At 31.5% G+C, this 15313-nt stretch carries 13 protein-coding genes; 4 read left to right on the top strand and 9 right to left on the bottom strand.

From position 1 onward, the window contains the following. Positions 1-69 precede the first annotated feature (69 nt). Positions 70-393, top strand: coding sequence for a zinc-ribbon domain-containing protein (locus A2J09_RS02740; protein ID WP_036161079.1), 324 nt, complete (start codon positions 70-72; stop codon positions 391-393). A gap of 222 nt (positions 394-615) precedes the next feature. Here the strand turns inward: A2J09_RS02740 and A2J09_RS02735 are convergent, their stop codons facing one another. From A2J09_RS02735 to A2J09_RS02695, 9 genes are all read right to left on the bottom strand, one after another. Continuing rightward, positions 616-822, bottom strand: a complete 207-nt coding sequence (locus A2J09_RS02735; RefSeq protein ID WP_012293527.1) for a TM2 domain-containing protein — start codon at positions 820-822, stop codon at positions 616-618. Between the two features lie 246 nt (positions 823-1068). Next, a complete protein-coding gene (locus A2J09_RS02730; protein WP_012293526.1) occupies positions 1069-1398 on the bottom strand; it encodes a cupin domain-containing protein in 330 nt (109 codons plus the stop codon). A 27-nt stretch (positions 1399-1425) separates the two neighbouring features. Further along, the gene (locus A2J09_RS02725) at positions 1426-2406 is read right to left on the bottom strand and encodes an ABC transporter substrate-binding protein (protein WP_012293525.1); all 981 of its coding nucleotides are present in this window, start codon (positions 2404-2406) and stop codon (positions 1426-1428) included. An 83-nt stretch (positions 2407-2489) separates the two neighbouring features. Continuing rightward, positions 2490-3317, bottom strand: coding sequence for a helix-turn-helix transcriptional regulator (locus A2J09_RS02720; RefSeq protein ID WP_012293524.1), 828 nt, complete (start codon positions 3315-3317; stop codon positions 2490-2492). A 420-nt stretch (positions 3318-3737) separates the two neighbouring features. Then, positions 3738-5075 carry an opine metallophore biosynthesis dehydrogenase gene (locus A2J09_RS02715; RefSeq protein ID WP_036162621.1) on the bottom strand — a complete coding sequence of 446 codons (1338 nt, stop codon included), beginning with the start codon at positions 5073-5075 and terminating at the stop codon, positions 3738-3740. A gap of 23 nt (positions 5076-5098) precedes the next feature. Beyond that, positions 5099-5893 carry a nicotianamine synthase family protein gene (locus A2J09_RS02710; RefSeq protein WP_036161075.1) on the bottom strand — a complete coding sequence of 265 codons (795 nt, stop codon included), beginning with the start codon at positions 5891-5893 and terminating at the stop codon, positions 5099-5101. Between the two features lie 476 nt (positions 5894-6369). After that, on the bottom strand, positions 6370-8079 hold the full coding sequence (locus tag A2J09_RS02705) for a methyl-accepting chemotaxis protein (protein ID WP_051563200.1): 1710 nt from the start codon (positions 8077-8079) through the stop codon (positions 6370-6372). 363 nt (positions 8080-8442) lie between these two features. Then, positions 8443-9936: a helix-turn-helix domain-containing protein gene (locus A2J09_RS02700; protein WP_012293519.1), complete on the bottom strand. Its 1494-nt coding sequence runs from the start codon at positions 9934-9936 to the stop codon at positions 8443-8445. Between the two features lie 416 nt (positions 9937-10352). After that, entirely contained in the window at positions 10353-11048 is a 696-nt protein-coding gene (locus tag A2J09_RS02695; RefSeq protein WP_036161073.1) for a response regulator transcription factor, read from the bottom strand. A gap of 396 nt (positions 11049-11444) precedes the next feature. Between A2J09_RS02695 and A2J09_RS02690 the strand changes: the two genes are divergently transcribed. From A2J09_RS02690 to A2J09_RS02680, 3 genes are read left to right on the top strand one after another with little or no spacing between them, the layout of a single operon-like run. Beyond that, the gene (locus A2J09_RS02690; RefSeq protein WP_061504547.1) at positions 11445-12521 is read left to right on the top strand and encodes a GerAB/ArcD/ProY family transporter; all 1077 of its coding nucleotides are present in this window, start codon (positions 11445-11447) and stop codon (positions 12519-12521) included. Beyond that, positions 12508-13908, top strand: coding sequence for a spore germination protein (locus tag A2J09_RS02685; protein ID WP_061504548.1), 1401 nt, complete (start codon positions 12508-12510; stop codon positions 13906-13908). Before A2J09_RS02690 ends, A2J09_RS02685 begins: the two co-directional genes overlap by 14 nt. Before the next feature lie 27 nt (positions 13909-13935). Next, positions 13936-15063 (top strand): Ger(x)C family spore germination protein, encoded by a 1128-nt coding sequence (locus tag A2J09_RS02680; protein ID WP_036215097.1) that lies wholly within the window; start codon positions 13936-13938, stop codon positions 15061-15063. Positions 15064-15313 lie beyond the last annotated feature (250 nt).

Below are 15313 nucleotides of genomic sequence, written 5' to 3'. Positions count from 1 at the left end.
TACTAATTAGCTGAACAGCAGAAAAAAGTTGGTAAATGGGCATTTTCTAAGATGCAGGAGGTCTTTAATATGTATTGTCCCAATTGTGGTTCTAGCGTTAACGAGAATGCCGAAATTTGTCTACACTGTGGCGTTAACATATTAAAATTTAGCGGTCAAGTAACTGCGGCAAAAAATGATACACCAAACATTTGGATTAATGTACTCAGTTTATGCTGTTTCCCTATACTTGGAATTATTATCTATTTTGTATGGAAAGATACACAACCTAAAGCAGCAAAATCAGCTTTAATATATGCTTTGTTTGGTATAGCTATATCAATCATTATCACGATTATTTCATTTGTAATAGGCGTTGTAGTAGAGATGATGAATGATAGCTATTATTACTAAAAAAGTGATTATTTTAATGTAGCTGCAGTATACTGTTAGCTTAAAGTACTTAAACAATAAGATCCGCTCAATTAGTTAACCACTAAATAAATAAGAAGGGTAGACATTTAGAAAAGTCTCCCTTCTTTTATCGCATTACTATAAATAAAATCAACAAGCTGAAAATAATCTATGTACAAGCCCATCGTTTTTATATTTCAATAATTTACTAATTATGTTCTATTACGATTTAATAATGTTGCCGTCCTTATCAGTAAATTTACCAACGATTATCATAATTAAATCAATAATTGTCCAAATACCCAATCCACCTAATGTTAAAAACATTAAAATTCCTGTACCGATTTTACCAGCATAAAAACGGTGAACACCTAGACTTCCTAAAAAGAAACAAAGTAATAATGTTGCTACGAAACTTCTGTCTGACATAAAATACCTCCAATAAATTTATAAATACTATAGTATGAGACCCTACCAAATAAGTATATTACAATTTAAGTATTTTTCAACATTTTTTTCCTCGAAATTCATTCTATTTTTTTGATACTTTACTCCTATAAAATAGTTCTTCTGAAGGTCGATATATTGTTATTAACACACTTATCTCCATCTCTAGCTTGCCTCGTTCGTTCAATAAAAAAGAGCTGACTATGCAGCTCTAGAATTTTTGTTATTTTATTTACTATCAGTATTTACTATGCCTTTAGGCTCCACTAGCATAATATGGCATTCTTTTTCGGCAAAAGGCTTATGCGCAGGGCCACCTGGAATTATAACCATCTCCCCTTGTGAAATTTTCACCTGGCCATCGCGAAAAGCGATAAATAGCTCTCCTTGGAGGACAATAAATACTTTATCCGCTCCTTGATGCTCATGCCATATAAAATCTCCATCAATCTTAACCAGCTTGAATTGGAAATCGTGTATTTCACCAATAACTTTTGGTGCCCATAGTTCATTTATTTGAGCTGCACTCTCATTCAGATTAATAGCTTGATAATACATATACTTCTCTCCCTTTATTTGTTCTACTTAATTTTTTAGAGCTTTTGTTATATTTTGCAAAGCGTATTCCATAGCTAGTGGGCCACCAGTAATAGCAGATGTATCCATCAAATGAATATTTCCTTTCTTTACCGCGTTCATATTATTCCAAACATTATTTTCATTTAACTCACTCAGTAATGTTTCTTTTTTGGTTATATCCCCTATAAGGAAAATATGGTCTGCTTGAATAGTTGAAATTCCTTCGAACGCAGAAAACTGATTGCTCTTACCATTAAATGTGATATCTGGTGTAAGTCCCAACCCCTTTTCTTTATCAAACGCAAGTGTATAAACAGGGTTATCTTCACCCAAAACATTAAAAGTTTTTCCATCCCATGACACTATAAGTGCTACTGACTCTCCTTCAATCGATTTTAAATCTTCACGCCCAGTTGTAATTGCTTGCATCATTTTTTCAATTACTTTTTCAGCTTCGTCCTCTTTGCCAATAATCTCGGCTACTGTACGGAGACCATATTGCCAATCTTCATAAATATCCTGGTATTTTAAAGTAATGACTGGCGCTATTTTTTCAAGTGATTCATACAGTTTTTCATGATGTTCTGTTGCTAAAATAAAATCAGGCTCGGTCGATAGAGTTTTTTCAATACTAGGAGACAATTTATCTCCTAATTCTTCGGTTGAATCTAGTTTTCCATTTAAATAGGCTAAAGAAGATAGATACTCTTTATCTGTAGAAGCTGTAGGCGGCTCACCCAGTGCAACTAATATTTCTGGGTAAAAATACCAAAGCGACGCTATTTTTTCAGGTTTCTTCTCGATAACTATTTCTTTACCTAAGGCATCCTTAATGGTTCTTGGCCAATCAGTAGTATCCTGCTGAATCGCTGAAGTAGATGTCTCTTTTGTAGATATTCCTTTATTTTCAGTTGGTGTTTCATTACAGCCTCCTAGTATTCCAGCTAATAAAAGTATTGAGAAACACAATCCTTTCATCTTTTGCATCCTAAATTCCTCCAACATATGATCTTTGATATGCCATTAGTATAGTAAAGGCATTGATAGATTTGAATGGATGCTTGTTGAAACTAGCATGGATTATTAATGAACTTCTCACGAAACTCTTTAGGAGGTATACCAAATTGTTTCTTAAACACTCTACTAAAATAAAAGGGGTCATCCATTCCGACAGCCTGCGCAATTTGTTGTACAGGAGCATCACTTTTAAAGAGCATTTCTTGTGCCATGTTTATACGGTATTTCAATAAATATTCTGCTGGTCCCATCCCTGCATGTTTTCTAAATACATAAGATAGCCGATTTCGATTCACGTTATATTGTTCTGCAAGCAAGGGAATTGTAAGGCTTTGATAATAGTGTTCATGAATATAGGAAGATACCTGCTCAAATAAAATATGTGATTGACAGCTATTTTGCCGATTAACCACACATAATAAAGCCTCATTCAATACATCACGAAATAGCATTTCAGTCTGAAACCTAGAAATGCCTCCGCGCTGATTATACACATGCCAAAGACGCATAACTAATTCGATAAGACGAGGAGATTGTCCAGTTGATAATTCAAAATGTTGATGAGAAAAGCCTGCCTCCTGCGGTTCTGAGTTACATATGCGATAGAGAACAAGGATATATTCCCAATTCGTATTATCAAAATTCTTTTGATCCAGTTTCATTTTTGCACCGCCATGCACAATTTTTCCTGGAGAAAAGATATAAGGTGTGCCATTGAAATGAAATTGTATTTTTCCATTAAGTGGAAAAACAAATCCAGGAAAAGCATCTGTATAGTCAGCGTATGGCACACCTGAATTACTAGCATATCGATATATTCCTTCTACTTGAAATGGAATATGTGCTAAATATTCTGCTAACTGATTTACATCGATGTTCAAATTGCATACCTCATTTCAAAAATTGTTTACCAGTAATCGTAAAATTCTAGCTGTACATCTTGAATAACTTTTGACCATAAACAGCGTATACCCTTCAATAAGCTACTGATGTAGCTAAAAGACACAGACATTTTAGGTCTGTTCCTCTATCTTTTTACAGAAGGTCCATTCTGCAATATTATTCAAACGTATTTAGCCTAACATGCGAAAAGGTGGAGATGACGATGCTCGTCTATCTCCACCTTATCGATAATGATTATCATTGTCAATTTAAAATAGAACCACCCATCTACTAATTGGTGGCTTGCACTACGCATTTATTTAGCAATAACTTCAGACTTTTGAAGAGTCCGCTAATTCTTAGTTTTCATACGACCGCTAAAGCCAGCTTAATGATACGACTGATTGAAAACTTAATAACTAATTAATCCTGTTACATATTTTCTTCCCTGTCTTTTGTTTTTCACTTAAAATTAAATCCTTACAAATCATCTCGATTTCTTGTGAATAGGATTTTATTTGGAAGGCATCAGAAAATATTTTATTCCTAGATGTAGCCACAACTTGCTGTAGTTTTTTTTCGTAGGTTTGGACAAAATGATCAAGCGTTGGGCTTTCCAATTTCAGGGCACTCGCAATCCCTTGTATGATTTTCATACGAAAATAGTCCTCTTTTGGCATTCTAGGAATATCCCATTCTCCATCAAGATTTTTATACATTCCTTTAAAAGGGATTGCCGAAAAATCAAAGTATTTTCCTTCTTTGTTTGGTATAGAAAATGGATCAATTAATAAAGAAGCATAACGAATATAGAGCAAATATTCTTGATGTATAGATTCAAGTTTATTAAAATTCTCGATTTCCTGTCTATTTATACTTGCTGGCTGCAATGGATAATTATCATCTACCATAAACTTTAATAAATTGAGAGGTTGAATATTGAAGTGGTTTGTGATTTTCATCATTTCTCCCCAATAGGTTAGTAAATGCCTAATCATAGTATAAGTAATAGGCCCCTCAGGATAAAGCTTATACACATATTTTGTTACGTTATCCTCCTCAAATACTGCTTTTAATGCAAAATCATTCATAAATAAGGGAGGATGGACGTACAAAGAAATATTCCTTGTTTCTGCCTCAAGGGGACAAGCTAATTTTTTCAAATGAATTCCCAAATCCTTAAATAATTCAGTAATTCTAACTAGTCTAGAAGACGTTGAGTAGGTTGAGCCAATATAAATTGTATTCTTCACTCCTGTTGTCAAAACTTCATTTGATGGAATTCCACCTATCCATCTAGTATCTCCATAATATGTGGAAAAACTAATGATCTCTGCATGAGGGCAAAGATTCTTTAGAAAATTAGCCATTAAAAGACTAGAACCAAATGTAGGTGAGATTAATATATAGCTACTAACCTCCTTCAATACTTTCGTATCAATTTGTGCTAATACAGCTAGATAAGAATCTGTCGTCACACAAAGGACAACAGTATCCCACTTTCCAGATATTTTATGATACCCCTTAAAACATGCATCAATCTTACATACTCCTGAAACAGCCTGATGTTGTGTATTTTGTACAGACACCTTAAGTACAAGCTGATGCTGAACAACTGCTTCAAAGAAAATATTGGAACGTACAGATTCTCGACCTGCAATAGCAATTTTACTCTTGAAAAAATTTTTGAAATTCACAGCTAATTGAATGACTGTAGGCCCTGTTCCTAACAGTAATACATGATTAAAATAAGTCATAGCTTTCTCCTCACCTATTAAATTCATTGTACCTTTTGATATAAAACAACATCAAAGACATGTTGAGGTTGCATAACTTCTTCTATTATATGCCATTTATTTTCGTCTACATTTTGCCTAGGGTAGTTAAAAAGAGACTTTAGTCCATTTCCATAACGCATAGCAATCAGCACATCTTTATTTGTCACATCATATAATTGGTCTAAAATGTCATATTTATTACTTACGGTGGAACTAAATATAACATGACTAATTTGCTGCATAACTGTTAGCTCCTCTAATGTCTTCTTATCAATTTGAATGGATAAATGACTTCCTAATTTATTTACTAGATGTTTGCTCAGCTGAATCGCCTCATCATCAATATCTATTCCAAAAACGTCTGCTCCTGTTTGTTCTGCAACCATTAATAATGTTATGGGAAAAGACCCAGAACCTATCAAAAGTACCTTCGATTGACTGGTAACTTGAAAACCTCCAAATTCCTTGCAAATACAAGCTCCTATATTACGAAAGTAATCGGTCATCTCTTTCTCTTCATGACTTAGTAATACCGCCCAATGTTTCTCTAGGATTTGGACACAAACAGCAGAATTATTTCTTAAATTGTCGATTAATGATAGTATCTCTATCGATTGTTTGATATGTTTCCATTGTTTTTCATTATCACGATTGATTATAAAAGAAGAATAATCATCCATTAATTCACATAGCTCATCATAATTAATTAGAAGATGATCTTTGTTTTGCTGGATCATGAACTTAAATTTTTTATCAAAGTACTTTAATTTTTTTAACAATAGCTCGATATCGTTCACTTGCCCCACTCCTATTTTGAGAATTAAAGTTCAATATATGCTATACCTTCTAAAACTATTGCAACATGTCCTTGAGAATCTGAATTTGACCGTTCAGCAAAAAAGAATGAAGGGAGTAACGAAATTAGGTTATCCCAGCTATGTTATTAAGCGATAGAAAAGGCATTGACATCAGGCTAGCACCTACTTATGAATAGCCCAGATTGATGACGTCTAAGGAATCTATCTAACTCCTATAATTTCACACAAAAAAACCAGAAGCTCACCTATAATAGGAGCTTCTGGTTATTCATTTGTGCAAATGTCTAGAGTACCTGGCTGGTTATAGGGAGTAAGTGTAACATCAAGCGTATCTTTTTACTTAGCTGTTTATCAAATCCTTTTATCCTTGCCTAAGAACTTCGATTATCCTTTAACTGAAATAATTGTAGAATAACTTCAATTCCTCTTATGTACTTCTTAAAAAATCTGCCACGTCAAACTTTAAACGTATTTGTTTTGTTTTGTAATTCTTCTGCCATTTTAGAAAGTGTAAAAGTAGATGCAGTAATTTCTTCCATGGAAGCTAGCTGTTCTTCAGTAGCTGCCGAAATATTTTGTGTTCCCTCCGCAGAACTTTGAGCGATTCCGTTGATCTGCTTCATAGAATCAGTCATATGTCTCATTTCTATCGCCATATGCTCTACTGAAGTAGAAATCCCCTGAACTTGAGCCGAAACTTCCTTGGTAGCATGTTGAATTTTCTTAAAGGATTCTCCTGCCGTGTTTACACAGTTTATACCTATAACCACTTCATTTGTTGTGAATTGCATTGAATCTACCGCTCTATTCGTTTCCGTTTGAATCCCATCAATTAATACAGAAATTCTCCGTGCAGACAAAGAGGATTCTTCAGCTAATTTTCGAACTTCTTCTGAAACCACAGCAAATCCTTTACCATTTTCCCCTGCTCTTGCCGCTTCTATAGCTGCATTTAATGCTAATAAATTCGTCTGTTCAGCAATACTTGTAATAACTTCTACAATTTGCCCAATCTCTGATGAGCGATCTCCTAAACCAAAAATCACATTATTTAGACTATCAATAGACGTTTGGATTTTGTTCATTTGCTGAACAGCGTTTTTAATAATTTCATTTCCATCCACCGAAATTTGTTCTGCATGAATAGCTGCCTCTGATACGCTAGTTGAATTACTTTCGATTGTTTGGACATCTTGGGCCATTTGCGTAACAATATCTTCTGTTTCTATTAGTGTTCGAACTTGATGCTCTGTTCCACTTGCAATATCTAACGTAACAGTTGCAATATGCTCACTGGCTTTACTTGTTTGTTCCGTACTTGCCGTGAGTTCATTAGAAAACGCTGCCATATGTTCAGACGATTGCTTCACCTGACCTATTAAATCTCTTAATTTAGTAATCATACGATTAAGTGATGCAGATAATACGCCAATTTCATCCTTAGAATCATAGTCTACACTAAAATTTAATTCTCCCGCTTCTGCCCGTTGGACAGCAGTTTTTATTTTATCTATTGGAGCTGTTATATATGTACGGACACCAATAAAACCGAACACAACATACAGTATGCTTAATACCGTTGAAATGATCAATGTATACCTAGTATTTTTATTTACTTCTTCTACACTTTCCTTATACAAAGAGCTTGCATAGTCTCTATTTAATTGTGTTAACTCTCGACCTTTTGATAAAATCCTATTATACTCAGGCTCAGCAATAGAATAATAGAGATTTAATGCTTCCTCATTCTTATTGGCAAGACTTAATTCGAATACTTTTTCCATAGTTTCTTTAAAACTTGGATATTCATCAATCAGTTCATTTATTATTTCTGCTTCATCTGACTTTAAGCTGGTGTCATTAAGTAATTGAAGATTCATTTCATTTTCTTCAAAAGCCTTCTTTACCCCAGCATGAATTTCATTAATCGTTTTTTCATCAGTGTAATGGAAGGAACGATACATGTATGTTAAAATAATACGGTTATTTAGCCTATAATCAGTCAAAACTATACCTGGTTCTAAGCGGTCCTTAAATATATCCTCTATATTATTTTTTAAAGATTTCATCGTATTGTATCCAACGACTTGAATAATACCAACTGTAAAAATGGATATTAACATTAAAACTAATAATTTTTTCATTGTAGAAAGATTGCGTAACATCATAATTACCCCCTTCGATTGGAAATATAGCAAACGAAAATTTGTATGAATTAACGGTTATTCACTTAATAACAAAAACGTTTGGTCTTACTTTATCACCGGTTCGTTTCCCAAGTACCCAAACTACTTTATACAGAAAGGTAACCAAAAAGACTATGTATTTTAACCCCTTCATTTGAAAATGGTTAAAGGTAGTACAATGATGATTCTTTGTCTAAAGCAAGATGGTATGCACTCATAAAAATGAAGCAGTCAGATGTATAACCATTATGTTTTTCTACTATTTTTAAGAATAGTATTCAAAATAATCAAATAATTCTTGTTTCAGTTTTCTTGTCTCAAAATCAATGAAATCCCCACACTTTATACTTGACTTAATAATGTTTTTAAAAGTAATTGGTCTGGCTGTTGTTCTTTAGTAAAGTAAATCTTTTGAAGTCTTTTACCTAGCCTGAAAAAATCCTCTCTCCCAGGTATAGAATCCCATACAAAAATATCTTCTTTGTCTTTAGCAATATTTAAGTATAGGCGATCAGTAATGATCAATTCGGCTTCTTCATCTTTTGTACAATAATCAACATGCGAAAAGACGCGTTTGACCTTATCGAATAAATAATGAACATCATGAATCAAGGAGTATATTTTTATTTTTATGGTGCTTCTTTTAAGAACATCGATTGATTGCTTTAGTAATCTATGATATCTACCAATTAAAAGCTCTCTTCGTTCAAAAACCTTATAAAATTCTTCATTCTCTAAAAGATAGTCGTAAAATTGATTCATAATTTCAATTTGTATAGTAGCATGACAATCAAATCTCTTTTTATAAAGGTCTTCTTTAAATAAAAATGCAGGACCAGAAAAATTCAATGTATGATAATGAAGGTTCAGTAAGTTTACAAACAGTACTCCATATTCCTCTATATCTAAAGTAATTGAAAAGAACTTCCTAAATTTCTCCATCCAATACAAAGTAGCTTGTACAAATAATTCTTGATTATGGTATTGACCAAAATTCATCATTAAACTTATGGAACTTTCACTTTTCTCATAACGATGCTGAGACTCTAGAAATGAAAATGAAAACTTTATCTCTTTCTCTATTGCTTCATCATTCAGGTTTGTGAATTTTTTAAATAAAACACTAAATGTTTGTGAAAATTTTTCAAATTGATAATGATGTTCTGTATATCTTGTATATGCCACGTCATCTTCTATGACAAAACCCATTTTAGCCCGTATTAAGCAAATCGCTAGCAAGTATAATACGGAAATTTGAAATTCTCGATTATAGTCCTTAATAATTTCTACTATTTCCTCTCTAGATATTCCTAAAAAAGGCCAAGTTTCTCCCCAACATGAATTCCAATAGAACAAATAGTAAAAGTAACGAAATTGTTTTTCAGATCCTTCAAGTGTAATGAAATCTTGAGACGTATATTTTAATTGAAATTCATTTAATAAAGGTTTAATTTTATTTATTTGACGATATATAGAAGCTTGACTTGTAAAATTTTCTATAATAAACATATTAAAATCGACTAATTTATTATAAAAAATATCATTGAAAATTTTATATGCTAACGAATTTTGCAGGTAAAATCTTTCGATTGTTTTAATCGAAAAATAATCTTTATAATCCAATTTAAATTGCTTTTGTTTCAGTTCGTTTAAAAAAATAGCTTCATCAAATTTTTCTAAATCACTTGAGAGTTCTGTCACTATTTTTAAGATGGTTCTTTCAGATAAATCCATTTTTTTAGCTAACTCCTGACTAGAAAAGAATCGTTTTTCATTATGGATATGATCTAACAGTTGCACCTTTTGTAAAGTGAAACGATCTAAAAAATTATACATACTCTCACCTCTATTTCTTACGAATTTCTCTACCAATATAGATACACCTATATAGAACTGGTAACAATATTATGGTTTATTACACTTTTTTTAAAACCCAGCGAGCAAAGATTGCTATTAAATTCTTTCGGAATAATTAAATATACCTATATTAATTAACCATTACCATAACATCTATTCACATGTCTTCAAAATCAATATTTGTTTCAAATGATACACAAATTGATAATTAGATATAAGAAAAAAGAATTATTTGTAATTTAAGCACTTTTGTTATGGCAGTCAATCATTTTATTGTCAGGAGCACCAAGTAGATACAATCAGTTAAAGTGGGAGAAAATACGTGGAATTCTTACGTGGTAGGGGTTTTCAATGAACGCAAAATTATCCGAATATAAGAAATATTCGGATTTTTATCAATGTAGTATTGTCTGTTTTTGATTATAATTCATCACATATAAATTAGATATAGCTAAATTATAAGGAATCCACCTGTTTTTAATAGCTTTTTCTATCGCTTGTAGGCGAGTCTTTACTGATAATTTGTTATAAATCTTATTAATGTTCATTTTGATTGATTTTTTGGAAATATTAAGGTTTTGACTAATCTCTTGTACGTCTTTACCTTCTGCAAGCATTAGCAAAATGACATATTCCCGCTTTGTAAAAAGATGCGCTATTATTTTCTTCGAATCGAATAGTTTTAAATAGCTTTTTATAAAAGTTGTCATTGACGAGCTATCAAAATAGTATTCACCTTTAGAAATTAAGTCTATTGCTTTTGTTAATTCTATTAATTTTATATTATATAAAATAAACCCTGAGACACCAGCTAACAAAGCCTCGTGCATTTCTTCCTCTAAAATAATTGAAGTAAGAATAGCAACATATGTAGTAGGATATTCGGATCGAATTCGTTTGACATCTTCTAAGTTATTTTTACTAAGCTTATTAATGACGATAATATCTGGTTTGTATTGACTCATTAAAGCATAAAGATTTTTTGATAAGTTAATGTCTGAATAAATATTATAGTCATTCTCCAGAATTTTCACTAAGCCCATTTTTAAATAAAGATTGTTTTCTAAAATGATAATATTCTTCTTAAGCAAATTGAAAAAGCCCCCTTTTATTAAATTTGGTGCAATTTTTCTTAAAAATTTATTAGCATTTTCACTGTTTCACACTGCTTCAATATAGTTAAATATTAGCAGTTATATAAAATAAAACAAAATCTACTTTTGATTGCTTTTTAACATGCTTTGAAAATTAGTAGAGTAATTGGAGGTTTATTAGGTACGGTAGTTTGGCTGTACATAATAACAATAATGGTTGTGGGTAAAAGCTGAAATGCAGCATAGTTTACTTATTATAAATCCTCAGAAGAGAGTGAATATTTTATTCGAGAGCTATAAAGGCGTTTACGTGTGTCTATAATAAAAATACACCCCATTCGATTAGATGACCTCGGACTTGGGGAGTATTGTTAGGAGGGGGTTAATGATAAAATGAACAAAGTTTTACAGCCAATCCATGTATATTGTTTGTTATTCTTATCAGTTAGTTTTTTAGCACACTTTGTTTTAATTCCCTCAATTTTTACAGTGGTGGAACGTGAAGCTTGGATAAGTGCCTTGCTCAGTTTAATCCCCATACTCCTTTTAGCATTATTTATTTCTAGAATAACTTCTTCATTAAATAATAGTTCAATCCTTGAATTAAAAACTGTCCAAAATAATAAAACACTGTACGTATTCATCATTTATATATATATCGTTTATTTAATGTCATCAACGTTTGTCTCACTCAAATTTACGATTATTTGGGCAGAAGAAAGTTTTAACTCTGATTATCCTTATTTTATTACAGTCATTTTATTTATATTATTATGCTTTTATGGTTCCCTAAAAGGGCTTAAGACCATAGCTATCCAGTCCTTGATTATTTGTTCACTATACATTTTTTTGTTTGTTCTTCTCAATTTAGGAAACTCAATGAACAATGAATACGAACTATTATTACCAGTAAATACAAGTAATACTCCGTCCATTTATTGGGGAATATTATACATATGTATTGGTATTTTAGAAATGGGCTTTATTTTAATCGTTTTAAATGGTTATGTAAAAGAGAAACTGAAAAGGAAAGGTATACTCATATTTTCTATTCTGTTTGTCTTATTCGTTTTAATCGCTATTGTGACGGCTGTATCTGAATTCGGCATTTATCTAACGCAAAAAATGCTCTTTCCTATTAACGAGCAATGGAGAGTTTTATCATTTGGTAAGTACTTTACAAGGTTAGATTCTTTATCTGTTCTCCAATTATTATCAATGGCTTTTATTCGTATATGTTTATTTATGTATATTGTGTCGTCCTTCTTTAAAAATCGAAAATTCATATTAATTGTTGGTTATTTATGCTTAACAATAGGATTATTAATTCCTTGGTCTGTTTCTGATTTTTTGTCATTTATAAAAAGCGCTTATCTCCTTTCTATTTTTTTATTTTTATTCTTTTTTATGATTGTTTTCTATGTAGTAGAAAAAAAGCAAAAGGGAGTTCATCATCTTGACCGAAAATAAGGATTTTCTCTATAAAGAATTAGGCCACCAATCAGATATAACGATAAGTAGTAAATTCTATATGTTTAATAATGAAAAGCATGAAGTTATATTTGTCTATTGCCATAGTTTAGTTGATAGTGTACTTTTTTTGAATTCATTATTACCAAATATTAGATTCCTTGCTGAACACGGACATTTACATGATGTTGAAATTATAAACCGTTATTTAGAAGTATTTGAAATCAAAGAGTACCGAACAAAGACAGATGAAATGAATAGCAAAATTTTCTCAGGTTTTTTATATTTTTTCCATGTTCCATCAAATAGCTTATATTCAACCAATTTAGCTAAACTTCCTGAACGATCCATTGAAGAATCAAATATGGAAGTCTCATTAAGAGGACCGAGAGATGGGTTTGTTGAAAATATAGATACCAATTTTTCTTTAATAAGAATGAGATTAAAAAGTAAAAATTTATCAAGTAACGATTTTACAATTGGCGACACCAGTAAAACCAAAGTTTTATTGCTCTACATTGAAAACTATATTGACCAAAATACGTTAAAGAATGTACAAAGCAAACTAAATAAAATAAAAGTAGATAATATTGCAAGTAGTTATCATATTGAGGAATTACTTTATGATAAGCTGCCCCTCTTTCCCCTCCTGGATTATTCAGGAAGGCCAGATTTTGTAGTAAGTTCCCTCAATAAAGGCCGTTTTGTCATACTGGTAGATGGAAGTCCAAGCTGTTTAATTGGACCCGTAAATTTATTACTTATTTTGAAAGCAGCTGAAGATGATCAAACCAATTTTTTATTTGTGAGTTTATCACGAATTTTAAGAATTACCTCTTTATTAACAAGTATATTTTTACCTGGACTTTGGATTGCATTAACTGTCCATCAACTAAACCAGCTACCCTTTCCCTTACTAGTATCAATATCTGCATCTAAAATTGGACTACCTGTTTCCTCTTCGTTCGAAATTCTTATTATGCTCATTTTTTTTGACCTTTTTCGAGAAGCGGGAATACGTTTACCTAAAGCTGTAGGTCAAACGGTTGCAGTTTTAGGAGGCTTAATAGTTGGAGATGCTGCTATAAGAGCAGGATTTACATCACCATCAACATTAGTAATTGGAGCACTTACCGTTATATCTAGCTATACATTAATTAATCAAAATGTACTAGGCAATGTATTTTTAATAAGAGTCGCAACATTAATAATTGCCTCCTTTTTTGGAATGTATGGCTTTGTTTTAAGTGTCTTATTTTTCTTAACATATATCTCGTCATTAGAAAGCTTCGGTCATCCTTACCTTTCTACATTTTCAAAAGTAAGTATACCCAATCTTATTAAAGGTTTTTTAAAAATGCCCTTTAGAATTAAAATAAAAGACTGACTGTTTTTTCAGCAGAAGGGAGTTTATATGTCCCATTACTTTACTTCCCCATACAAAATGACGTTAATTTTTCCTTTATTATTTATTCTAGGCGGCTGTTTAGGTACGAAGGAAATTCAAAGTGAAGTTTATATTACCGCTCTTGGTATAGATTATTCTAATGATATGTATCATTTATATTTTCAAGCTTTCGGATTTACCAATGTTGCGGGCTCAGATCCTGGCATTGCATCTGAGCCTGCTCCAATTGTTGTTGGACATGGAGAAGGTGAAACTATTCAGGGAGCAATCGATGATATAGAAAAGAATTCTGTTAACCCTTTGTATTATGGACATATACAAACTTTCTTTATTTCCAAAAATATATTGGATGGTCATTTGGATGAATTTTTTGATTTTTTTAGTAGGGATTATTATCTACGTTATAATACTTTAGCTTATGGATATGAAGAAGATGATATTAAAGAGATAATGAATGTACATGGTCTCTTTTACAAACCGCCAATATTAACTTTTCCTTATGATCCAAATGAACAATTATTCTTTAATTCATTCATCTCAACCAGTACTGTTCAAGACATGATTAAAAGGTATTATGAACCAGTTGGATCCATTATGGTTCCTACAATAAAAATTAGTGAAGATTATTGGATGGAGGATAATAAATCTAAAAATATTTTAAAAATAAGTGGTGCTTATTTTCTTTCACGTCAAAAATTCAATGGTTGGATAAAAGAAGAAGAACTTTCAGGGCTGGATTGGTTTAATAAGGATTTTAATAACATGAAATTATTAATAAAGGATAAGTCAGTTTCAATGTTTATTGAAACTATAGATTATCATATAGAAATTGTGGATAATTCAATTCCAAAATATATTATAAATTTAGACATTAAAGCTTCAATCAGAGAAAATCCAAAAAATATTGGAAAAGAAACAATTGAAAATGAAATTAAAAATATTATTTTATCACAGTTTCAAAGTACCTTTAATAAAGGGTTGGAAATAAACTCTGATGTCTTCAATTTTTCAGAAAAAGCTTATCGCTTCAAGCCCCAATCATGGACTGTAGATAAATTAAATTCCATTACTGAACATTCAATTAAAAAATTTAATATTCATGTTTTCATCAAGGATGATGGAGCTAAAAAGTAAGAAGGTCACCCTTCACCCTGTTGAGCGCATGATACCCCCTAATAGTCAATGTTAAAAAACTTCAATATGTTAAAATAACATTAACTTAAAGGGGGCAAAATCATTAGATTTTTCACGCTCAAGCGTGAGTGTTTCATAATAAAAAAATATTTCATCTTCTGAGATGGATTGGGGTATTGTTTTAATCGTTTATTAGAAACTTGTATATCCTCATATATAGAAACATGTTTTTTTAGTATTGTATTGGCAA

The sequence above is a fragment of the Lysinibacillus sphaericus genome, assembly GCF_001629735.1.
In the GTDB taxonomy this organism is placed as follows: domain Bacteria; phylum Bacillota; class Bacilli; order Bacillales_A; family Planococcaceae; genus Lysinibacillus; species Lysinibacillus pinottii.
The sequence above is the reverse complement of the archived record's forward strand: the minus strand, read 5'-3'. Positions and strand labels throughout refer to the sequence as shown.

Excerpts from the sequence above, each read along its gene's own strand:
- A2J09_RS02725 (WP_012293525.1), bottom strand. The coding sequence starts at position 2,406 with ATGCAAAAGATGAAAGGATTGTGTTTCTCAATACTTTTATTAGCTGGA.
- A2J09_RS02735 (WP_012293527.1), bottom strand. The coding sequence starts at position 822 with ATGTCAGACAGAAGTTTCGTAGCAACATTATTACTTTGTTTCTTTTTA.
- A2J09_RS02715 (WP_036162621.1), bottom strand. The coding sequence starts at position 5,075 with ATGACTTATTTTAATCATGTATTACTGTTAGGAACAGGGCCTACAGTC.
- A2J09_RS02680 (WP_036215097.1), top strand. The coding sequence starts at position 13,936 with ATGTCCCATTACTTTACTTCCCCATACAAAATGACGTTAATTTTTCCT.
- A2J09_RS02705 (WP_051563200.1), bottom strand. The coding sequence starts at position 8,079 with ATGTTACGCAATCTTTCTACAATGAAAAAATTATTAGTTTTAATGTTA.
- A2J09_RS02690 (WP_061504547.1), top strand. The coding sequence starts at position 11,445 with ATGAACAAAGTTTTACAGCCAATCCATGTATATTGTTTGTTATTCTTA.
- A2J09_RS02700 (WP_012293519.1), bottom strand. The coding sequence starts at position 9,936 with ATGTATAATTTTTTAGATCGTTTCACTTTACAAAAGGTGCAACTGTTA.
- A2J09_RS02730 (WP_012293526.1), bottom strand. The coding sequence starts at position 1,398 with ATGTATTATCAAGCTATTAATCTGAATGAGAGTGCAGCTCAAATAAAT.
- A2J09_RS02740 (WP_036161079.1), top strand. The coding sequence starts at position 70 with ATGTATTGTCCCAATTGTGGTTCTAGCGTTAACGAGAATGCCGAAATT.